Origin of the sequence: Streptomyces sp. NPDC015661, from assembly GCF_043077765.1 — a bacterium.
GTDB lineage: Bacteria > Actinomycetota > Actinomycetes > Streptomycetales > Streptomycetaceae > Streptomyces.
Genome location: NZ_JBIBST010000005.1, coordinates 23,827 through 44,600, shown reverse-complemented (window position 1 = coordinate 44,600; position 20,774 = coordinate 23,827). Strand labels below are relative to the sequence as shown.

Annotated in this window: 22 protein-coding genes; 4 read left to right on the top strand and 18 right to left on the bottom strand. The window is 73.0% G+C overall.

Annotated features, from left to right (window positions below):
* Window position 1 precedes the first annotated feature (1 nt).
* Window positions 2-631: a transglycosylase family protein gene (locus ACF07V_RS14795; protein ID WP_392154272.1), complete on the bottom strand. Its 630-nt coding sequence runs from the start codon at window positions 629-631 to the stop codon at window positions 2-4.
* A gap of 217 nt (window positions 632-848) precedes the next feature.
* Here ACF07V_RS14795 and ACF07V_RS14790 point away from each other — a divergent pair, with 217 nt between their 5' ends.
* Together ACF07V_RS14790 and ACF07V_RS14785 are read left to right on the top strand one after the other, a co-directional pair.
* The gene (locus ACF07V_RS14790; RefSeq protein ID WP_392154271.1) at window positions 849-1,631 is read left to right on the top strand and encodes a hypothetical protein; all 783 of its coding nucleotides are present in this window, start codon (window positions 849-851) and stop codon (window positions 1,629-1,631) included.
* Between the two features lie 197 nt (window positions 1,632-1,828).
* A complete protein-coding gene (locus ACF07V_RS14785) occupies window positions 1,829-2,098 on the top strand; it encodes a hypothetical protein (RefSeq protein ID WP_392154269.1) in 270 nt (89 codons plus the stop codon).
* Between the two features lie 91 nt (window positions 2,099-2,189).
* Here ACF07V_RS14785 and der read toward each other — a convergent pair whose 3' ends face one another.
* From der to ACF07V_RS14755, 6 genes are all read right to left on the bottom strand, one after another.
* Entirely contained in the window at window positions 2,190-3,638 is a 1,449-nt protein-coding gene (gene der, locus ACF07V_RS14780) for a ribosome biogenesis GTPase Der (RefSeq protein WP_392154268.1), read from the bottom strand.
* A gap of 70 nt (window positions 3,639-3,708) precedes the next feature.
* Window positions 3,709-4,353 (bottom strand): lysophospholipid acyltransferase family protein, encoded by a 645-nt coding sequence (locus ACF07V_RS14775; RefSeq protein WP_392154267.1) that lies wholly within the window; start codon window positions 4,351-4,353, stop codon window positions 3,709-3,711.
* Window positions 4,350-5,015, bottom strand: a complete 666-nt coding sequence (gene cmk, locus ACF07V_RS14770; RefSeq protein ID WP_392154907.1) for a (d)CMP kinase — start codon at window positions 5,013-5,015, stop codon at window positions 4,350-4,352. The genes ACF07V_RS14775 and cmk overlap by 4 nt, the downstream gene beginning before the upstream one ends.
* Window positions 5,016-5,837: 822 nt before the next feature.
* A complete protein-coding gene (locus ACF07V_RS14765) occupies window positions 5,838-6,926 on the bottom strand; it encodes a prephenate dehydrogenase (protein ID WP_392154266.1) in 1,089 nt (362 codons plus the stop codon).
* Entirely contained in the window at window positions 6,923-7,285 is a 363-nt protein-coding gene (aroH, locus tag ACF07V_RS14760; RefSeq protein ID WP_359511260.1) for a chorismate mutase, read from the bottom strand. The genes ACF07V_RS14765 and aroH overlap by 4 nt, the downstream gene beginning before the upstream one ends.
* A 107-nt stretch (window positions 7,286-7,392) precedes the next feature.
* Window positions 7,393-7,890, bottom strand: coding sequence for a YidB family protein (locus ACF07V_RS14755; RefSeq protein ID WP_392154265.1), 498 nt, complete (start codon window positions 7,888-7,890; stop codon window positions 7,393-7,395).
* A 70-nt stretch (window positions 7,891-7,960) separates the two neighbouring features.
* Here ACF07V_RS14755 and ACF07V_RS14750 point away from each other — a divergent pair, with 70 nt between their 5' ends.
* Together ACF07V_RS14750 and ACF07V_RS14745 are read left to right on the top strand one after the other, a co-directional pair.
* Window positions 7,961-8,473 carry a Rieske (2Fe-2S) protein gene (locus ACF07V_RS14750; protein WP_392154263.1) on the top strand — a complete coding sequence of 171 codons (513 nt, stop codon included), beginning with the start codon at window positions 7,961-7,963 and terminating at the stop codon, window positions 8,471-8,473.
* Between the two features lie 10 nt (window positions 8,474-8,483).
* Entirely contained in the window at window positions 8,484-9,173 is a 690-nt protein-coding gene (locus ACF07V_RS14745; RefSeq protein ID WP_392154261.1) for a DNA polymerase beta superfamily protein, read from the top strand.
* Window positions 9,174-9,180: 7 nt separating this feature from the next.
* Here ACF07V_RS14745 and ACF07V_RS14740 read toward each other — a convergent pair whose 3' ends face one another.
* From ACF07V_RS14740 to ACF07V_RS14690, 11 genes are all read right to left on the bottom strand, one after another.
* Window positions 9,181-10,212: an ADP-ribosylglycohydrolase family protein gene (locus tag ACF07V_RS14740; protein ID WP_392154259.1), complete on the bottom strand. Its 1,032-nt coding sequence runs from the start codon at window positions 10,210-10,212 to the stop codon at window positions 9,181-9,183.
* Window positions 10,209-10,946: an NUDIX domain-containing protein gene (locus ACF07V_RS14735; protein WP_392154257.1), complete on the bottom strand. Its 738-nt coding sequence runs from the start codon at window positions 10,944-10,946 to the stop codon at window positions 10,209-10,211. Before ACF07V_RS14735 ends, ACF07V_RS14740 begins: the two co-directional genes overlap by 4 nt.
* Window positions 10,943-11,998 carry an AAA family ATPase gene (locus ACF07V_RS14730; RefSeq protein WP_392154255.1) on the bottom strand — a complete coding sequence of 352 codons (1,056 nt, stop codon included), beginning with the start codon at window positions 11,996-11,998 and terminating at the stop codon, window positions 10,943-10,945. The genes ACF07V_RS14735 and ACF07V_RS14730 overlap by 4 nt, the downstream gene beginning before the upstream one ends.
* Entirely contained in the window at window positions 11,995-12,129 is a 135-nt protein-coding gene (locus ACF07V_RS14725; RefSeq protein ID WP_392154253.1) for a hypothetical protein, read from the bottom strand. Before ACF07V_RS14725 ends, ACF07V_RS14730 begins: the two co-directional genes overlap by 4 nt.
* 126 nt (window positions 12,130-12,255) lie before the next feature.
* Window positions 12,256-13,476 carry a pseudouridine synthase gene (locus ACF07V_RS14720; RefSeq protein WP_392154251.1) on the bottom strand — a complete coding sequence of 407 codons (1,221 nt, stop codon included), beginning with the start codon at window positions 13,474-13,476 and terminating at the stop codon, window positions 12,256-12,258.
* On the bottom strand, window positions 13,476-14,069 hold the full coding sequence (gene scpB, locus ACF07V_RS14715) for an SMC-Scp complex subunit ScpB (protein WP_392154250.1): 594 nt from the start codon (window positions 14,067-14,069) through the stop codon (window positions 13,476-13,478). The genes ACF07V_RS14720 and scpB overlap by 1 nt, the downstream gene beginning before the upstream one ends.
* Complete coding sequence (locus ACF07V_RS14710) at window positions 14,066-15,250, bottom strand: segregation/condensation protein A (RefSeq protein ID WP_392154905.1); 1,185 nt, start codon at window positions 15,248-15,250, stop codon at window positions 14,066-14,068. Before ACF07V_RS14710 ends, scpB begins: the two co-directional genes overlap by 4 nt.
* A gap of 91 nt (window positions 15,251-15,341) precedes the next feature.
* Window positions 15,342-15,848: a hypothetical protein gene (locus ACF07V_RS14705; RefSeq protein WP_392154248.1), complete on the bottom strand. Its 507-nt coding sequence runs from the start codon at window positions 15,846-15,848 to the stop codon at window positions 15,342-15,344.
* The gene (locus ACF07V_RS14700) at window positions 15,833-16,858 is read right to left on the bottom strand and encodes a ParA family protein (protein ID WP_030212665.1); all 1,026 of its coding nucleotides are present in this window, start codon (window positions 16,856-16,858) and stop codon (window positions 15,833-15,835) included. Before ACF07V_RS14700 ends, ACF07V_RS14705 begins: the two co-directional genes overlap by 16 nt.
* 460 nt (window positions 16,859-17,318) lie before the next feature.
* Entirely contained in the window at window positions 17,319-18,434 is a 1,116-nt protein-coding gene (gene ald / locus ACF07V_RS14695) for an alanine dehydrogenase (protein WP_392154246.1), read from the bottom strand.
* A gap of 146 nt (window positions 18,435-18,580) precedes the next feature.
* Complete coding sequence (locus ACF07V_RS14690; RefSeq protein WP_392154245.1) at window positions 18,581-20,566, bottom strand: AAA family ATPase; 1,986 nt, start codon at window positions 20,564-20,566, stop codon at window positions 18,581-18,583.
* Window positions 20,567-20,774: the final 208 nt, after the last annotated feature.

Here is a 20,774-nt window from a genome sequence, read left to right as displayed (position 1 = left end):
CTCAGAGCGGGGCGATCCGCAGCATGGCGCCGACGACGATCCGGTTCGGATCGGCTCCGATCACGCTCCGGTTCGCCGTGTACAGCGCCTTCCAGCCGCCCTTGATCGCGAAGCGGCGGGCGATCGAGGCGAGGGTGTCGCCGGGCTGGACGGTGTGGACCCGGCCGGACAGGCCGTACCGCTTGGAGCAGACGGGCCAGGCCCCCCACCCCTGGGTGCGCAGCACCCCCTCGGCGACGGTGATCTGCTGCTGCCGGGTGGCCAGGTCGGCGCGCCGGGCGTACTTCAGTCCGCCGTGCTCGACCCAGGTGGGGTGCCAGAACTGGAGCCCGCCGTAGAAGCCGTTGCCGGTGTTGATGTGCCAGTTCCCGCTGCTCTCGCACTCGGCGACACAGCCCCACGGCCACTGGTCCCCCGCACAGGCGTACGAGGGCACGGAGGCGGCCTCCCGGAGCGTGTCCGACACGCCCTGGAGCGCGTCGGACACCTCCTCCCGGGCGGCCACCACAGCAGGCAGGTCCCCGGGCTCGGGGGACATCTCCCGGGCCTGGGCCGCCGGGGCCAGGGTGAGGAGCGCGGCCGCGGACGCCGCCACGAGGGAACCGGCCGTCCAAAATCGGATCTTCGACATCGGGGAAGGCTAGGCAGCCCCCCGGCACCCCCGGCCCGTGCCGCGCGGAACACTGTTCACACCCCACCCGGTCGGAGTCACGCGCCCCCTCGCACACGCCACTGGCAAGTTGCCTCGCTTCCGCGCGTGACCCCGGCCGAGGCTGACCCGTTGAACTCGTCATGAGACGCCCGGGAACGGCCCGGCGTCCCCCCGTACCGAGTCCAGGGAGCCCCCCGTGCCGCGCATGCTCGACGTCAGCGAGGACGTACGCGCCGAGATCGGCGACGAAGAAGCGGACCGGCTGCTCGCCGGCGACAACGCCCCGGGCAGCTACGACTGCACGTCCTGCCGCACTCCGGGGGACTCCGAGCAGGAGCGCACCAGCACGGTGCTGTTCGTCGGCGAGGAGACCGCGGTCCTCGCGTTCGCCCACGCCAGCTGCATCCCCTCGCAGGTCGTCCGGGTCGCCGAGGAGCAGCTCCAGGGCGCCGTCGCCTCCATCACGGCCTCCGACGCCGCCGACGCGCTCTCCGCCGCCCACCCCGAGCAGGCCGTGCTCGGGGTCACCAGCGGTCTCGTCCTGATCGAGGGCGAGCTGCACCCGGCGCTCGTCGTGGAGCCGACCGCGCCGGTGGCCCGTCCGGGTTCGGACGGCCTCACCGACGAGTTCCTGCCGCTCCTGGCCGAGCAGGGCTTCCAGCCGGTCATGAACCTGGGCGAGAGGCCGGCGGTGCTGCCGGGCTGGTCGGTCCTGGTCGCCATGGGCCAGCTGCACTCCGTGCTCCAGCCGGGTCCCGGCGGTGCCGGTCAGGCCGCCTGGTGGCAGGCGCACCAGCCGCTCCAGGTCACCGAGGGCTGGCGGGCGGCGGCCAACAAGTCGCACACGGTCCTGGTCTTCGCCGCCCCGGTGGGCTCGATCGGCCAGCAGCCGCGCGAGGACCTGCTGCGCGACGCCCTGGAGAAGGCCGCCGCGAACGGCCGCCTGGTCGCCGCCGCGATGCCGCTGGCCGGCACCTGATGGAAGACGGCCGGCCCGGCATAGGGCGGGCGCGGCTCCCCGGGACGGGGGCGGGACCGGGTGTGCCGACCGTGCCGCGTCCCCGGAGCGCTCCCCTTTCGGAGAGCCGCCCGCATCCGACGGGCGGCGGTGTCGTTGGCACCTATGTGCACCCATACGACCCGTTCCTGCAGCCGTATCCGAGCCCGATCCCTGCGATGCGCCCCGCGCAGGACGTCACGGCGGGCCCTTCGCCCACGCCGATCTACGACGCCCTGTACTCGGAGTACCGCAGGTCGTTCCGTACGCTGCCGGGCGACCGCAGCGGCGAGGAGGAGCTGGGCTTCCGGGCCTTCGGCACGGTGCTGAGCACCGCCGTCTACGGGCAGGTCCACCGGCACGCGGCGGCGTATCCGACGGCGTGGTCGGCGCAGCAGCATCCGCCCGCCCAGGCGGCGCTGCCACCGGGCCCGCGCAGGGGCCTCTAGGCCGGACGAAGACATGCCGGAGGGCCGGGACTCTGTCGAGTCCCGGCCCTCCGGCATGTCGTGAAAAGAATTCAGCTCGTTGCCGCGCGGGCTACTTCTTGCGGCCGCGCTTCTCGCGGACCCGGACCGAGAGGTGGATCGGGGTGCCCTCGAAGCCGAACTCCTCGCGCAGCCGGCGCTCGATGAAGCGGCGGTAGCCGGCCTCCAGGAAGCCGGAGGCGAAGAGCACGAAGCGCGGCGGCTTGGTGCCGGCCTGCGTGCCGAAGAGGATGCGGGGCTGCTTGCCGCCGCGGACCGGGTGCGGGTGGGCGGCGACGATCTCGCCCAGGAAGGCGTTGAGCCGGCCGGTGGGGACGCGGGTCTCCCAGCCGGCGAGGGCGGTCTCGATGGCCGGGACCAGCTTCTCCATGTGGCGGCCGGTCAGGGCGGAGACGTTGACGCGGGGCGCCCAGGCGACCTGCTGCATCTCGGTCTCGATCTCGCGCTCGAGGTAGTAGCGGCGCTCCTCGTCGAGCTCGTCCCACTTGTTGTAGGCGATGACGATGGCGCGGCCCGACTCGACCGCCATCGTGATGATGCGCTGGTCCTGGACCGAGATGTTGTCGGTGGTGTCGATGAGGATGACGGCCACCTCCGCCTTCTCGACGGCGGCCGCGGTCCGCAGGGAGGCGTAGTAGTCCGCGCCCGCCTGGAGGTGGACCTTCTTGCGGATGCCGGCGGTGTCGACGAACTTCCACGTCACGCCGCCGAGCTCGATGAGCTCGTCGACCGGGTCGCGGGTGGTGCCGGCCAGCTCGTTGACGACGACCCGGTCCTCGCCCGCCACCTTGTTGAGGAGGGAGGACTTGCCGACGTTCGGGCGGCCGATGAGGGCGATGCGGCGGGGGCCGCCCACCGCGTTGCCGAAGCGCTGCGCGGGGGCCTCGGGCAGCTTCTTCAGGACCTCGTCGAGGAGGTCGCCGGTGCCGCGGCCGTGCAGCGAGGAGACGGGGAACGGCTCGCCGAGGCCCAGGGACCAGAGCATGGCCGCGTCGGCCTCGCCGGACTGGCCGTCGACCTTGTTGGCGGCGAGGACGACGGGCTTCCCGGCGCGGCGGAGCAGCTTGACGACGGCCTCGTCGGTGTCGGTGGCGCCGACGGTGGCGTCCACGACGAAGAGACAGGCGTCGGCGGCCTCGATGGCGTACTCGGCCTGAGCGGCGACGGAGGCGTCGATGCCGAGGACGTCCTGCTCCCAGCCGCCGGTGTCGACGACCTTGAAGCGGCGGCCGGCCCACTCGGCCTCGTACGTGACGCGGTCGCGGGTGACGCCCGGCTTGTCCTCGACGACGGCCTCGCGGCGGCCGATGATGCGGTTCACCAGGGTCGACTTGCCGACGTTCGGGCGGCCGACGACGGCGAGTACGGGGAGCGGGCCGTGGCCGGCCTCCTCGATCGCGCCCTCGACGTCCTCGACGTCGAAGCCCTCTTCCGCGGCGAGCTCCATGAACTCCGCGTACTCGGCGTCGCCAAGTGCCCCGTGGTCGTGCTGGTCGTTCATGAAGTCCGTTCCTTGATCATTCGTGGTCGGTGGGTCCCCGGTCACCGGGGCCCACTACTGAAAGTCTCGCTCAGCGCCCGGTGAGACGCCTGGCGTTTTCCAGGTGGCCGGTGAGCCGCTCCTGGATCCGTACGGTGGCCTCGTCGAGCGCCTTGCGGGTGCGGCGGCCGGAGCCGTCCCCCGCGTCGAAGGCGTCACCGAAGACGACGTCGACGCGGCCGCGCAGCGGAGGCAGTGCCTTGACCAACCGCCCGCGGCGCTCCGTGCTTCCCAGGACGGCGACCGGGACGATCGGCGCGCCGCTGCGGACGGCGAAGTACGCCAGGCCCGCGCGCAGCGAGGCGAAGTCGCCGTCGCCCCGGGTGCCCTCGGGGAAGATCCCGAGGACGCCGCCCTGCTCCAGGACGCCGAGGGCGTTCGCTATCGCGGTCCGGTCGGTGGAGTCCCGGTCGACCTTGAGCTGCCCGATGCCCTCCAGGAAGCTGCCGAGCGGTCCGACGAACGCCTCCTTCTTGATGAGGAAGTGCACGGGACGCGGGGCGGTGCCCATGAGCATGGGGCCGTCGATGTTGTGCGCGTGGTTGACGGCGAGGATGGCGGGACCGGAGGCCGGCACCCGCCAGGCGCCGAGGACGCGCGGCTTCCAGAAGCCGTACATCAGGCCGATGCCGATACGGCGGCCGACCGCGGCGCCCCTCTCGGAGGGCAGGGTCACTTGGCGGCCGCCCGCTTCTCGTCCACCAGGGTGACGACGCACTCGATGACCTGGTCCAGGGTGAGGTCCGTCGTGTCGACCTCGACGGCGTCGTCGGCCTTGGCGAGCGGTGAGGTCTTGCGGCTGGAGTCGGCCGCGTCCCGCTTGATGAGGGCTTCCTTCGTCGCGTGCACATCGACGCCCTTGAGCTCGCCGGAGCGGCGGGCGGCACGGGCCTCGGGCGAGGCGGTGAGGAAGATCTTCAGGTCGGCGTCGGGCAGGACGGTGGTGCCGATGTCCCGGCCCTCGACGACGATGCCGACCTCGGCGCCCTTGGCGATGGACCGCTGGAGCTCCGTGATCAGGCTCCGCACCTCGGGGACGGCGCTGACGGCGCTGACCTTCGAGGTGACCTCCTCGGTACGGATCGGGCCGGAGGCGTCGGCGCCGTCGACGGTGATCGTGGGGCGGGCCGGGTCGGTGCCGGAGACGATGACCGGCTTGGACGCGGCGTTGGCGACGGCCTCGGCGTCGGTGACGTCGACGCCGTTGCTGATCATCCACCACGTGATCGCCCGGTACTGGGCACCGGTGTCGAGGTAGCTCAGCCCCAGCTTGGCGGCGACCGCCTTCGAGGTGCTGGACTTGCCCGTGCCGGAGGGCCCGTCGATGGCGACGATCACGGATTCCACGGTGGGAGCACCTTCCTGGGGTGAGCGGTAGGCCCGGCGGGATGCGAGGGACCCCCACAAGGTTACCGAGTCCCCAGCACCCATTCGGCCCCGCCCGCACGGCACCCAAGCCCACGGCCGCCCTCACCCCCCACTGGACGGCGCCCCGCGCTCGCGCGGACCCGCCCGTGCGAGCCCGCACCCGTACTGGACGGCGCCCCGCGCCCGCGCGGACCCGCCCGTGTGGGTCGGCGCCCCTGCTGGACGGCGCCCCGCGCTCGCGCGGACCCGCCCGTGTGAGCCCGCGCCCGCATGGGCCCGCGCCCGGCTGGGGCGGCGCCCCCGCCCACCCGCCGTGTGGGCAATCGTCCCGCTGGGGCGATGGGGGTCCCCCCTGCTCGAGCGAAGCCGAGAGCTTGGGGGAGGGTGGGCACACGGGACGGCGCCCTCAGCGGCGCCTCCGCCTTCCGCGCCTGAGCCCGCACCACGACCGCGCTGCACCCGGGGGTGCGGGTCAGGGCACGGAAGCCTCTGGCGCCGGCAGGGCGCGGGTCCGTTGTGCCCACCCGTTCCGCCCCTTGCGGAACGCCTGCCCACAACGGGGGCGGGTGGGTGGGCACCGCCCCGGCGGAACGCATGCCCACAACGGGGGCGGGTGGGTGGGCACCGCCCCGCGGGACCAGCGCCCACAACGGGGGCGGCGGGTGGGCACCGCCCCGGCGGAACGCATGCCCACAACGGGGGCGGCGGGTGGGCACCGCCCCGCGGGACCAGCGCCCACAACGGGGTGGGCGCCGTACCGGTGGGGCGCGGGGTCACGAGTTTCGGCGGTGGTCAGCTCGTGCGGAGGGACCAGCCCCGTTCCTGCAGCGCCGTGCCCAGCGGACCCGCCGCCGACGGCTCGACCATCAGCTGGACCAGGCCCGCCTGCTGCCCCGTCGCGTGTTCGATGCGGACGTCCTCGATGTTGACCCCCGCACGCCCCGCGTCGGCGAAGATGCGGGCCAGCTCGCCCGGCTTGTCGCTGATGAGGACGGCGACGGTCTCGTAGGCCGCGGGGGCGGCACCGTGCTTGCCGGGAACGCGCGCCCGCCCCGCGTTCCCGCGCCGCAGCACGTCCTCGACGCCCGTCGCGCCGTCGCGGCGCTCGTCCGCGGAGGCGGACTGGAGGGACCGCAGCGCGCGCACGGTCTCGTCGAGGTCGGCGGCGACGCCGGAGAGGACGTCGGCGACGGGCCCGGGGTTGGCGGAGAGGATCTCGACCCACATGCGCGGGTCGGAGGCCGCGATCCGGGTGACGTCGCGGATGCCCTGCCCACAGAGCCGTACGGCGGTCTCGTCGGCCTCCTCCAGGCGCGCGGCGACCATCGAGGACACCAGCTGCGGGGTGTGGGAGACCAGGGCCACGGCCCGGTCGTGGGCGTCGGCGTCCATGACGACGGGGACGGCCCGGCAGAGGGCGACGAGCTCCAGGGCGAGGTTGAGGACCTCGGTGTCGGTGTCCCGGGTCGGGGTGAGGACCCAGGGCCGGCCCTCGAAGAGGTCGGCGGTGGCGGCGAGCGGCCCCGAGCGCTCCTTGCCGGACATGGGGTGTGTGCCGATGTACGCGGTGAGGTCGAGGCCCAGCGCCTCCAGCTCACGCTTCGGTCCGCCCTTGACGCTCGCCACGTCCAGGTAGCCGCGGGCCAGCCCGGCCGTCATGGCCTCGGCGAGGGTGGCGGCCACGTGCGCCGGCGGTACGGCGACGACGGCGAGGTCCACGGGGCCTTCGGGCGTCTCGTCGGTGCCCGCGCCGAGCGCGGCGGCGGTGCGGGCGCTCGCCGGGTCGTGGTCGCGGAGGTGGACGGTGACGCCCCGGCCCGCGAGGGCGAGGGCGGCGGAGGTACCGATGAGACCGGTACCGATGACGAGCGCTGTTCTCACTGGGCGATGTCCTTGCGCAGGGCGGCCGCGGCACCGAGGTAGACGTGCGCGATCGACGACTTGGGCAGTTCGGTCTCGACGTGGGCGAGGAGACGGACGACCCTCGGCATCGCACCCTCGATGTCGAGTTCCTGTGCGCAGATCAGGGGGACGTCGACGATCCCGATGTGCCGGGCCGCGGCGGCGGGAAAGTCGCTGTGCAGATCGGGCGTGGCCGTGAACCAGATGCTGATGAGGTCGTCGGTGGTGAGCCCGTTGCGTTCGAGGACGGCGGTGAGCAGCTCCTCGACCTGCTCGCGCATGTGTCCGGCCTCGTCCCGCTCCAGCTGGACGGCTCCTCGGACCGCTCGTACCGCCACGTCGTGCTCCTTCGCCTGCGTCAGTGCTCCGTTCAGCCTAGTCAGCGGCGGGGGCGGCGCGCCGCGCCGCCCGCCCTCCGAGACGGAGGGCGGGCGTCCGGGCGTGGTCAGAGTTGCTGCTGGCGGATGATCTCCTCCAGGGAGGCGCCCTGGGGCAGCGAGCCGTTCGGGGTCAGCCTGTCGACGGCCTGCGGCAGCGTGTGCGCGATCTCGTCGGCGGCCTGCTGCGGGGTGAGGCCGGCTTCCGCGGCGACCTTGCGGAGGGCGTCGTCGGGGAGGGCCTCGGCGATCTGGGCGCCGCTGACGGGCTGGTTCTCGCCGGTGCCGACCCAGGACTGCGTCTGGTCGGTGAGGCCGGACCTGGTGAGCATGTCGAGAAGGCCGCCGAGCGGGTTCGAGCCGTTGCCGCCGCTGCCGCCCTGCCCGCCGCCCAGGAGGGCCCCCATGAGGGAACCGAGGATGTTGCCGCCGCCCTGCCCGGCACTGCCGCCGCCGCCGCCGAGGAGGCTCCCGAGGAGACCGCCGAGGTCGTTACCCGCCATGGTCCTGCCTTTCGTCCGGTGCGGAACAGGCCCAATGTCACCCGAACCGGGGTGCTCCGCCACTCGGAGTAGGCGGCGGGCACGGGCAGGCGTGTTGCGGGCCCAGGGGGCGTCGCGCGACGAAGCTGGCGGCATGACTTCACGCTCCACGCCACGCCGTACCGTCCTGTTCGCCGCGGCGGCCCTGACGACGGGCTGCGGCTCGGACGGCGGCGGCGGCGACGGCGGTACGAACACGAGCGCGCCGACCCCGAGCGAACCGGCCGCGAGCGAACCGGCGGCAAGCGAACCGGCCCCGAGCGGCACGGCCACCGCGACCGGCACGGCCACCCCGACCGGGACAACCGCCCCGAGCGGTTCCGCGCCCCTCGCCAGGACCTCCGATATCCCGGTCGGCGGCGGCACGGTCTTCGCGAAGCAGAAGGTGGTCGTGACGCAGCCGGCGGCGGGCGAGTTCAAGGCGTTCTCGGCGATCTGCACCCACCAGGGCTGCACGGTGAACAAGGTCGCGGACGGCACGATCGACTGCCCCTGCCACGGCTCCAAGTACCGCATCGCCGACGGCTCGGTGGCGGCGGGACCGGCTCCCCGCCCTCTCCCGGCGGAACAGATTATTGTCTCGGGGGAAACGATCACCCTCGCGTAATCTGCCGGGCATGACTCCGGACGAGCTGGTGCGCGAGCACACGATCTACTCCTGCGTGATGGGCTCGCGCGCCTTCGGTCTGGCGACCGAGGGCAGCGACACGGACGTACGGGGTGTCTATGTCGCCCCGACGCCGCTCTTCTGGCACTTCGACAAGCCCCCCGCCCATGTGGAGGGCCCGGGCGAGGATCAGTTCAGCTGGGAGCTGGAACGCTTCTGCGAGCTCGCCCTGCGCAACAACCCGAACGTCCTGGAGTGCCTCCACTCCCCCGTCGTCGAGCACGTCGACGACTGGGGCCGCGAGCTGCTCTCGCTGCGCGAGGCCTTCCTGTCCCGCCGGGCCCACCGGACCTTCGTGCGGTACGCGATCGGCCAGCGCCGCAAGCTCGACGCGGACGTCCGCCAGTACGGGCATCCCCGCTGGAAGCACGCCATGCACCTGCTGCGGCTGCTGACCAGCTGCCGCGACCTGCTGCGCACGGGCGAGCTCCGCATCGACGTCGGCGAGGACCGCGACCGCCTCCTCGCGGTGAAGCGCGGCGAGGTGTCCTGGCCGGAGGTCGAGTCCTGGATGAACCGCGTCCAGGAGGAGGCGGACCGTGCCCACGACACGACCCCGCTCCCCGACGCCCCGGACGAACCCCGCGTCCAGGACTTCCTGATCCGCGCCCGCCGCGCCTCGGCCCTGAAGGAGCTCTAGGAGGCCGCTACGCGTCCCAGAGTGCGCCGAAGGTCAGCAGGTCGCTGTGGTACTCGACGCGCTCCGCCCACTCCTTCGGCCAGGCGTCCGCGCCGAGGTGGGCGCCGGCGAAGGCTCCCGCGAGGGCGGCGATCGAGTCGGAGTCACCGCGGGTGCAGGCGGCGCGGCGAAGGGCGGTGAGCGGCTCCTCGGGGAAGAGCAGGAAGCAGAGGAGGCCGGTCGCGAGGGCCTCCTCGGCGATCCAGCCGTCGCCGGTGTACTCGCAGGGATCGAGCTCCGGGTCGGCGGTGCGCTGGACGGCGTCGAGGCGCTCCAGGACGGCGAGGCACTCGTCCCAGCCGCGCTGGACGAAGTGCAGGGCGCTGGGGTCCTGCGAGCGGGTCCACAGGTCGCCGAGCCAGTGCTCGTGGTACCGGGAGCGGTTCTCGTACGCGTACGAGCGCAGCTGTCCGACGAGCCCGGCCGGGTCCACGCCCTGCGCGAGCAGGTACACGGCGCGGGCGGTGAGGTCGGAGGCGGCGAGCGCGGTGGGGTGACCGTGGGTCAGGCCCGACTGGAGCTGCGCGGCACCGGCCCGCTGCTCCTCGCTCAGCCCGGGGACGAGCCCGATGGGCGCGACCCGCATGTTGGCGCCGCAGCCCTTGGAGTGGATCTGGCTGGCGTCCTGCCAGAGCCGGTCGCCGTCGAGGAGCATGCAGGCGCGCAGGCAGGTGTTGCCGGGGGCGCGGTTGTTCTCCGGGGAGTGGTACCAGTCGACGAACTCGTCACGGACGGGCCGGGCGAGCCGCAGCGGGGCGAGCACGCCCCGGTCCATGGCGGTACGGATGCCGCGGGCGAAGGCGAGCGTCATCTGGGTGTCGTCGGTGACGTATGCCTTGCCGTTCCTGACGGGCAGTGCCATCTCCCGCCAGGGTCCGCACTTCGAGAGGATCGACGGGACATCGTTGAACTCGGTCGGGAATCCCAGCGCGTCCCCGAGCGCGAGCCCGATCAGGGACCCGGTCGCGGCCTGCTTGGTGGCGGGGCGGGTGAGGTTCATGCGGGGCGTCCTTCCGGTCGCAGGAGGGGCGGGTGGAGGGTCGTGGCCCCGCCCGCCCGGTAGAGAGCGGCCGGTTTCCCCCGTCCGCCGGTGAGGCGCGGCGGTCCTTCCACGGCCTGCACGAAGCCGGGCGTGGTGAGGACCTTGCGCCGGAAGTTGGGGCGGTCGAGATCGACGCCCCAGACCGTCTCGTAGACCTGCCGCAGCTCGCCGAGGGTGAACTCGGGCGGGCAGAAGGCGGTCGCGAGGCAGGTGTACTCCAGCTTGGCGCCGACCCGTTCGTGGGCGTCGGCGAGGATCCGGTCGTGGTCGAAGGCGAGACCGCCGTGCGTCCCGTACGGGATCCACCGGGCCTGTGCCGCGTCGCCGCCGCCGCGCGGTTCGGGCGGGTCCGGTACGAGCGCGGTGAACGCGACGGACACGACCCGCATCCTCGGGTCGCGGTCCGGTTCGGTGTAGGTGCGGAGCTGTTCGAGGTGGAGGCCGGCGATGGTGGCCCCGGAGAGCCCGGTCTCCTCGGCGAGTTCGCGGCGGGCGGCCTGTTCGGCGGATTCGCGCGGCAGCACGAAGCCGCCGGGCAGGGCCCAGGATCCGGCGTACGGCTCCTGGCCGCGCTCGACGAGCAGGACGTGCAGGCGCTCCTCGCGGATCGTCAGGACGGCGAGGTCGACGGTGACGGCGAACGGCACGAAGGCGTACGGGTCGTAGCCCTCGGGGGCCCGGTGGGCGGTCATCGGCGCTCCGGCAGGGGGTCGGTGAGGTGCAGGTCCTCGGCCAGCAGCGCGTCGACGGCGGCGACGGCCGCGGCGAGCCGCTCCTCGTGGGGGCCGGTGAGGACGGCGGTGCGGCGGCCGGTGTGGGCGAGCTGGGTGAGGAGGCGCGCGGTCATCCAGGGCCGCAGGTGCTCCCCGTCGCGCAGTCCGTCGGCCGCGAAGTCGACGCCCCGGTGGTCGGTGAGCAGCCAGAGGTGCTGCCGGCCGAGGGCGGCGATCTCGCCGGTGGCGCGGCTGGTGGTGCCCATGTACCGCTCGTGCCAGATGGTGGTGGCGAAGGCGTCGGTGTCGCAGAAGAGGACGGGTGAGCCGTCCCGGGCGGCCTCCTCCTCCAGCTCGGCCTGGCGCTGGGCGATGACGGGGAAGTCGGAGGAGCGAAAGGCGAGCTCGGACCGGGCGGCGCCGGGGTGTTCGGCGCGGAGTTCGGCGAGCCTGAGTTCGGCGTACTCGCGCCCGTACTCCGGTACGTAGCGCGTGCGGGCCCAGACGCCGCCGCGCCGCCGGTAGTGGTCGACGAGGGCGCGGGCCATGGTGGTGGTGCCGGTGGACTCGGCGCCGAGGACGACGACCCGGCGGGTGAGGGCGGCCCGTACCGGCGGTTCCAGGTGGTCCCAGTAGCGGGCGGGGTCGGCGCCGACGGCGGTGTCGGTGAGGTGTGCGGGCTCCGGGTCGACGAGGACGGTCCGCGCGTGGAAGTGGCGACCGAGCGCGTCCTCGTACGGCTCCCTCTCCCCGTGCGACTCCTCCCCCTCCGCCGAGGCGAAGACCGCGTCGACGCGCTCGGGGACGGCGGCGTCCCGGGCGTCGTCGACGGCGCCGACGACCAGCACGTCGGGGTGGATCTCACGCATCCAGGAGACCCGGTCCTCCAGGGGGAGGGTGTCCGCCGAGGAGCCTCGGACGAGCACGGTGAGCCGCTCGCAGCGGTCGCGCGCGGTGCGGACGAGGTGGTGGTGGCCGGCGTGCGGCGGGTGGAACCTGCCGGGGACGAGGCCGTGGCCGTAGCGCTTCACGCCGCCACCACCGTCGACTCAGGGGTCCCCATCACCCCCGCCGGGAGGCCGTCGAAGCCTGGTCCACCCCCGTGGGTCCAGGTCCGCCGGCCGTACACGGCGAGGGCGATGAAGAGGTCTGCGAGGCTCATACCCGCCTCCTTAAGAGTCATCCTGACTATAAAGCGTTCCGGTCGTCCCCCACAAGGCCCGTCCCGGAAACGCGGAGAAGCCCGTGACCGCCGGGCGGTCACGGGCTTCTCGGGTACGGCGGGGCCTTACATGCCGACTTCCTTCATCAGCATGCCGACCTCCGTGTTGGTCAGGCGGCGCAGCCAGCCCGACTTCTGGTCACCGAGGGCGATCGGGCCGAAGGCGGTGCGCACCAGCTTCTCGACCGGGAAGCCCGCCTCGGCGAGCATCCGGCGCACGATGTGCTTGCGGCCCTCGTGGAGGGTCACCTCGACCAGGTAGTTCTTGCCGGTCTGCTCGACGACGCGGAAGTGGTCGGCGCGCGCGTAGCCGTCCTCCAGCTGGATGCCGTCCTTGAGGCGCCGGCCGACCTCGCGGGGCAGCGGGCCGGTGATGGCGGCCAGGTAGGTCTTCTTGACGCCGTACTTCGGGTGCGTGAGGCGGTGGGCCAGCTCACCGTGGTTGGTCAGCAGGATGATGCCCTCGGTCTCCGTGTCGAGACGGCCGACGTGGAACAGCCGGGTCTCGCGGTTGGTGACGTAGTCGCCGAGGCACTGGCGGCCGTCGGGGTCCTCCATGGTGGAGACGACGCCGGACGGCTTGTTCAGCGCGAAGAACAGGTACGACTGGGTGGCGACGGTCAGGCCGTCCACCTTGATCTCGTCCTTCTCCGGGTCGACGCGCATGCCCTGCTCCAGGACGATCTCGCCGTTGACCTCGACGCGGGCCTGCTCGATGAGCTCCTCGCAGGCGCGGCGCGAGCCCATGCCGGCGCGGGCGAGGACCTTCTGCAGGCGCTCGCCCTCCTGCTCGGCGCCGGGGAAGGTCTTGGGGGTCTTGATCTCGGGCTTGCCGGCGTACCGCTCCCGGTTGCGCTCCTCGGTACGGGCGTCGTACTCGCGCGAGCGGGCGGGCGCCGTACGGCCGCCGCCGCGCTGCGGCGACTGCCGGGGGCCGCCCTTGGCGCCGCCGCGCGCGGCCGTGCCACGCCCGCGCTTGGGGCCGTCCGAGGAGGGGCTGTACCGCTCGTCGTAGGTGCGCTCCTCCGGGCGCGCCTTGCGCGGGCTGGAGGAGCCGCTCGGCCGGCCGCCGCCGCCCTGGCCCGGACGCCCGCCGCCCTGGCCGGGACGTCCGCCGCCCTGGCCCTGGCGGTCGTCGCGGCCGTTGCCGGCGCCGCGGTAGTTCCCGCGCCCGCCGCCACCGCCGCTGTTGCCGCGGCCGCCGCCGCTGCCGCCGCGGCCGCCGCTGTTGCCACCACGGCTCCCGCCGTTGTTTCCGCTGCTGTTCCTGCCGCTGCTGCTTCGCATCAAAGTTCCGTCTTGTCGTCTACGTCTGCGTCCGGGTCGAACGACGGGACGCCTTCCAGGGAGTCCGGCTCGACCGCCTCGGCCTCGGGGAGGAAGGGGGCGAGTTCGGGGAGTTCGTCCAGGCCGCGCAGGCCCATCCGCTCCAGGAAGTAGTTCGTCGTCCTGTACAGGATCGCACCTGTTTCGGGTTCCGCGCCCGCCTCCTCCACCAGACCCCTCTGGAGGAGGGTGCGCATGACCCCGTCACAGTTCACTCCGCGCACCGCGGAGACCCGCGAACGGCTGACCGGCTGCCGGTACGCGACGACCGCGAGGGTCTCCAGGGCCGCCTGGGTGAGCCGCGCCTGCTGCCCCTCCAGGACGAAGGCCTCGACGGCCGGGGCGAAGGCGGCGCGGGTGTAGTAGCGCCAGCCCCCGGCCACCCGCCGCAGCTCGAAGCCGCGGCCCTGGGAGGTGTACTCGTCGGCCAGCTCGTGCAGGGCGTCGGCCACCTCGCGCGGGGTGCGCTCCAGGACCTTGGCGAGGTGGGCCTCGGTGGCGGGCTCGTCGACGACCATGAGGACGGCTTCGAGGGCGGGCTTGAGGTCGCTCATGCGGTGGCCTCCTGGTCGAATTCGTCGGTCACGGCCCCGGAGGGGTCCGTCTCGCCGCCGGTCCAGGAGACCGTGAGGTCGCCGAGGGCGGTCTCCTGGTCGAGGGCGACGGCCTTTTCCCGGTAGAGCTCCAGGAGGGCGAGGAAGCGGGCGACGACGGTGAGGGTGTCGCCGGCGTCCTCGATCAGCTCCCGGAAGACGGCCGTCCCGCGCTCGCGGAGCAGCGCGACGACCACGGCGGCCTGGTCCCGGACGCTGACGAGCGGGGCGTGGATGTGGTCGACGTACACCTGGGGTTCGGCCTTGGGTTGCATGGCCTTGACGGCCAGCTTGGCGAAGCCCTCGGCGCCGATGGAGATGACGACCTCGGGGAGGAGCTCGGCGTGGTGCGGCTCGAGTCCGACGGTACGGGGGTGGCGGCGGCCCTCGGCCTCCCAGCGCTCCTCGAAGATCTCGGCGATCCGCTTGTACGCGCGGTACTGGAGGAGCCGGGCGAAGAGCAGGTCGCGGGCCTCCAGGAGGGCGAGGTCGGCCTCGTCCTCCACCTCGGCGGCGGGGAGGAGCCGGGCGGCCTTGAGGTCGAGCAGGGTGGCGGCGACGACGAGGAACTCGGTGGTCTGGTCGAGGTCCCCGTCGGGCCCGAGGGCCCGCAGGTGCGCCATGAACTCGTCGGTGACCTGGGAGAGGGCGACCTCGGTGACGTCGAGCTTGTGCTTGGTGATCAGCTGGAGGAGCAGATCGAAGGGCCCCTCGAAGTTCGAGAGCCGCACGGTGAACCGCCCGTCCCGCCCCTCGGGCGCGTCGGGCACGTCCATGGGCCCGGAAACCTCCGGAACCTCGGGCGGCTCCGCGGGCCCGGAAACTTCCGGGACCTCGGGCGCCTTCGCAGGCCCGGAAACCTCCGGGACCTCGGGCGCCTTCGCAGGCCCGGAAACCTCCGGGACCTCGGGCGCCTTCGCAGGCCCGGAAACCTCCGGAACCTCGGGCGCCTTCGCAGGCCCGGAAACCTCCGGAACCTCGGGCGGCTCCGCGGGCCCGGAAACCTCCGGGACCTCGGGCGCCTCGGACGGCTCGGGCGTCCCCACCGGCCCGGAAGCCTCCGGGTGCTCGGCCGCGGCGGCGGGTGCGGGCTGTGGGACCGGCACCGGCACCCCCGCCGTCGCGCCCGGGCCGCGGCCCAGGAGGCGGCGGCGTGGGCGGGACGTTTCGTCAGGGGTGTGGTGCACAGGGGGTCCAGGGGGAACGAGGAGAACGGCAGCCCGCAGGCTACCGTCAGCGGCCGCGCAGGCGGCGGACGAGGATGCTCGCGTCGCCGCGGGACTCCAGGTCCGCCAGGACCACGGCGACCGCCTCACGGACGATCCGGCCGCGGTCGACCGCCAGGCCGTGCTCGCCGCGCAGGACGAGCCGGGCGTGCTCCAGGTCCATCAGCTCCTCGGCGGAGACGTAGACCGTGATCTTCTCGTCGTGGCGCTCGCGGCCGCTGGGCCGCCGGTTCGCGGTGCGGGCGCCGCGCCGCCGGGCAGCCGCCGCGGGGGCGGGCACCGAGGCGGTGGGCGCGGCCTTGGCGGCCGGCGCCTCGGGCTCGGCCGTCCGGGCACGGGGCTCCGTGGCCTCGGAGTCCGCCGGGGCGTGCTCGGCGGAGCCCTCGGACGCCGCCGTGTCGCTCTCGGCCGCCGGTGCCGGGACCGCCCGGCGGGGTGCGGACGCCTGGAGCGCCGTCCCCCCTGTCGTACGGAAGAGTTCGTCGGCTCCGGGCAGACTCACTCGGCGTGACACCGGGCGAGCACCTCCCTGGCGAGCTGGCGGTAGGCGGCGGCGCCCACGGAGTTGGAGGCGTACGTGGTGATGGGCTCGCCGGCGACCGTGGTCTCCGGGAAGCGGACCGTGCGGCCGATGACCGTGTGGTAGACGTGGTCGTCGAAGGCCTCGACGACGCGCGCCAGGACCTCACGGCTGTGCACGGTCCGGGAGTCGTACATCGTGGCGAGGATGCCGTCGAGCTCCAGCTCGGGGTTGAGCCGCTCCTGGACCTTCTCGATGGTCTCGGTGAGCAGCGCGACACCGCGCAGCGCGAAGAACTCGCATTCCAGCGGCACGATGACCTTGTGAGCGGCCGTCAGGGCGTTCACGGTCAGCAGGCCGAGCGAGGGCTGACAGTCGATCACGATGTAGTCGTAGTCGTTCATCAGCGGCTTCAGGGCGCGCTGGAGCGTGGACTCGCGCGCGACCTCGCTGACCAACTGGACTTCGGCGGCCGAGAGGTCGATGTTGCTCGGCAGCAGGTCCATGTTGGGCACCGCGGTCTTGAGGAGCACCTCGTCCGCCGACATGCCCCGCTCCATGAGCAGGTTGTAGACGGTGAGGTCGAGCTCCATCGGGTTCACGCCGAGGCCGACCGACAGGGCTCCCTGCGGGTCGAAGTCGACGAGCAGCACCCGTCGTCCGTACTCGGCGAGCGCGGCACCCAGGTTGATGGTCGACGTGGTCTTGCCGACGCCGCCCTTCTGGTTGCACATCGCGATGATCTTCGCGGGTCCGTGGTCGGTCAGGGGACCCGGGATCGGGAAGTACGGCAGGGGCCGTCCGGTGGGGCCGATCCGCTCGCGGCGCTGGCGGGCAGCGTCGGGTGCGAGGGTGGCCGCGTACTCCGGGTCGGGCTCGTACTCGGCGTCGGGGTCGTAGAAGTGCCCCTCGGGCACCTCGTCGTAGGCGGCGAAGTGGGTGGACTCTCGGCCCATCTCGTTGCCGGCCGTGGCGTTCACGTGTAGGCCGTCCATCGTCTTCATCGTGTGGGCACTCGTCATGGGCTGGTGCGTCGCGAAGGTCCGCACCGCGACGGAGCCGATCGGGGCACCTGGCGCACCGCTCCCGGGAGTAAATGTCGACTCATTCACAAGTCGTCTTACCTCCTTGGATGTGACCAGGAACATTTATCGATAGGTCAGCGTGGCACCATGCCGACGGTTGGCGACTCTATGGCGTGTCACCGCTCCGCAGCAACACAATCCGCCGGACCCGGCCCGATGTGTCGGCAACCGAACACGTCTCTGTCAAGGGTGCGCAGGCATGCATCCACACGTTTCAGGGGTGTGCGAAACGGTTAAAGGGTTACGTTCGAGGCGAGTTGCCCGAACGTTTCGGCGGGCCCGAGACGCACCCGGCCGGACCTTGTCGAACAAGGCCCGGCCGGGTGCGTGATATTGACGGCACGCGTTGACGGGGACGGCGTCAACGGGCCTTCGGGGGTCAGGCCAGGAGGCTGGCGATCTCGACGTGCTCGAGGCCGTGCGCCTCGGCGACCTCCTTGTAAACCACCTTGCCGTCATGGGTGTTGAGGCCCAGGGCGAGGGCGGCGTCGCGGCGCAGCGCCTCGACCCAGCCGTTGTTCGCCAGCGACACGATGTAGGGCAGCGTGGCGTTGGTGAGGGCGTAGGTGGAGGTGTTCGGAACCGCGCCCGGCATGTTCGCGACGCAGTAGAAGACCGAGTTGTGGACCTGGAAGGTCGGCTCGGCGTGGGTCGTCGGGTGGGAGTCCTCGAAGCAGCCGCCCTGGTCGATCGCAATGTCGACAAGGACACTTCCGGGCTTCATCTTGGCGACGAGCTCGTTGGTGACCAGCTTCGGGGCCTTGGCGCCCGGGATGAGGACGGCACCGATGACGAGGTCGGCCTCGACGACGGCCTTCTCCAGCTCGAAGGCGTTGGAGACGATCGTCTTGACCTTCGTGCCGAAGATCTTGTCGGCCTCGCGGAGCTTGTTGATGTCGCGGTCGAGCAGGGTCACGTGGAAGCCCATGCCGATGGCGATCTGCACGGCGTTCCAGCCGGAGACGCCGCCGCCGATGACGACGCACTCGCCGGCGTGGGTGCCGGGGACACCGCCGGGGAGGACGCCACGGCCGCCGGCCGAGCGCATCAGGTGGTAGGCGCCGACCTGCGGGGCCAGGCGGCCCGCGACCTCGGACATCGGGGCGAGCAGCGGGAGCGCGCGGTTCGCGGTCTCGACCGTCTCGTAGGCGATGGCGGTGGTGCCGGACTCCAGGAGCGCGTCGGTGCACTCCTTGGAGGCGGCGAGGTGCAGGTAGGTGAAGAGCGTCTGGTCCTTGCGGAGGCGGTGGTACTCCTCCGCGATGGGCTCCTTGACCTTGAGCAGCAGGTCGGCCGTGGCCCAGACCTCGTCGGCGGTGGCGAGGATCTCGGCACCGGCGGCGACGTACTCCGCGTCCGTGATCGAGGAGCCGACACCGGCGTTCTGCTCGATGAAGACCTGGTGGCCGTTGCGGACGAGCTCGTGGACACCGGCAGGGGTGATGGCCACACGGAACTCGTTGTTCTTGACCTCGCGGGGGATGCCGACCTTCATCGTCGATCACGGTCCTTGAATCAGGGGGATAACTGGGGCACTGCGATACATACCCGGATGCACTGCGGCGCACCGGGGCAGACCACGTTCGAACGCGGCGCACCCAGTCTAATGAAGGAGTTCCCGCTGTCTAGCCTTTCAAAGTACTAATCTTCGCCGGAGCCACTGCGGATTTCGTAGGCTGTCGGTTCCGTTTCCAGGAGTCTCTCGGCCGCCGCCCTGTGCAGCCCGGCCGCCGCGGGGTCGCCGAGCCGGTCGAGGGTGTCGGCCAGCCGCAGCTGGAGCGCGGCCTGGAGCCGCGTGTCCTGGGCCCGGCGGGCCCACTCCACCGCTTCCTCACAGGTCCGCAGGGACTCCTCGGGCCGTCCGGCGTACTCCTGGACCCGGGCCGCCTCGCTCAACGCCCGTGCGTAGCCCGGGAGATCGGAGAGCCTCCGGTAGCCGGCCGCGGCGGCGCGCCAGCTCCGCAGCGCCTCCCCGTACCGCCCCGCATAGGTCTGTACGGCTCCGAGGCGGGCGTACAGCCGGGCCTGGTCCGCGCGCTCGTCCCGGGCCAGGCGCTGGGCGAGCGCCCGCCCGTACCAGTCGCCGGCCCGCTGCCAGTCCCCCAGCTCCTGATACGAGCCACCTACGGATTCCATTGCGCGGCCGGTCGCATACGGGTCATTTGCTTTGCGTCCGGCCTCCAAAGCCGACCGATATCGCAGCAGAGCGTCCTTCGTCCTGCCGGTCCTGGCATCGAGATCGGCCAGGTTCAGCAGCGCCGCGGCCCGCTCGCGGTGCAGCCCGCGCCGCTCGGCCACGTCCAGGACGAGCCGGTGGAGGCCGTACAGCTCGGGGGCGGCGGCCTCGGCGCCCCGGTGCGCCGCGAGCGCCCTGACGAGCGAGGCGACCAGCCGACGGGCGAGGGTGTCGAGCTCTCCGTCGGCGACGGCCAGCCGGGCGGAGGCCAGGAGTACGGCCTGCCGGGAGTCCAGCCAGGCGGCGCCGGCGGCCGCGCTCGGGAAGCGCAGGGCGCGCGGCAGGCCCGCCAGCTTGCGGCGGGAGGGCGAGCCCTCGGGTTCGGTGACCGCACGGCAGGACTGGAGGAGCCGTACGGTCCGCTCCAGCATCCGGGCCCGGGCGAGCTGCACCTCGGCGGGCCGGTCGCGCTCCTCCAGCTGAGCGCGAAGGAGGGGGACGAGATGCGCACGCACCTCGTACTGTCCGTCCTCGCCGACCGAGACGAGCCCCAGGGCGGCGAAATCGGCGAGGGTGGTCGCGGCCGCGGAGACCGAGCAGCCGGCCAGCGCGGAGGCGGTGTGGGCGTCGGCCCGGCCCAGCGGGGCCAGGGCGAGGAATCGCAGTATCCGGGCGGCGGTGGCGGGCAGCGCCTCGTGCGCGAGGAGGAAGGTCCGGGTGAGGGGATCGCCGCTGAGCCCACGCAGCCGCTTGGCGAGATCGGCGACCGAGGCCTTGGGCCGGGTCGACAGCCAGCCACCGGCCAGAACGACGGCGGCGGGCAGCCCCCCGCACTCCTCGACGAGGGTCTCGGCGGCCTGCGGGTCGACCGTGATGCGGACGGAGCCGGTGAAGGCGGTCAGCAGCTCGATCGCCGACTTCGGGTCGAGCCCGCCGAGGGTGCAGGGCCGGACGTCGGGGATGCCGGTGAGGGGACCCCGGGCGACCCCGACGACCAGGGCGTCGGGGTTGTCGGGGATGAGGGGGTCGGCCTGCTCGGCATCGACGGCGTCGTCGAGGACGAGGACGGCCCGACGGTCGGCGAGCGCGCCCCTGACGAGCTCGGTCAACTCGTCCTCCCCGGCCCCGGGCGGTTCGGCGACCCCGAGCGCGGCGAGGAGTTCCTGGGCGACGCGCGCGGTGGGGACGGGATCACCGCCGGGCTCGGTGAGCCGGGCGCGGAAGACGCCGTCGGGGTAGCGGTCGGCGAGCCCGGCGGCCAGCTCCTCGGCGAGGGCGGTCCGACCGGAGCCGGGCTTGCCGGCGATGAGCAGGACCCGGGCGCGGGGCGCCTTGCGGCCGGTGAGGGTGTCGAGGCCGGTTCGCTCGATGTCGGCGCGCAGGGCCTTCAACTCCCGCTGCCGACCGAAGAACTGCCGGCTGCCGGCCGCCGCCACAGCCTGATCCGTCACGGGCCACGCTCCCGTCCACCTGCGCACGAGCCGATCCCGCGGGGGGCTCCGCACGGGCGATCCCGAGCGTAGTTCAGGGCGGAAGGCGGACCTGGCGGAGCAGGGCGGACAGTTCCCCCAATCGGATCAGCAGATCGTCACACCACCGGCGTTGCGCGCAACCGCTCCGCCCACACGGGCGGGTGGGCGGGGTGCGGGACGATTGCCC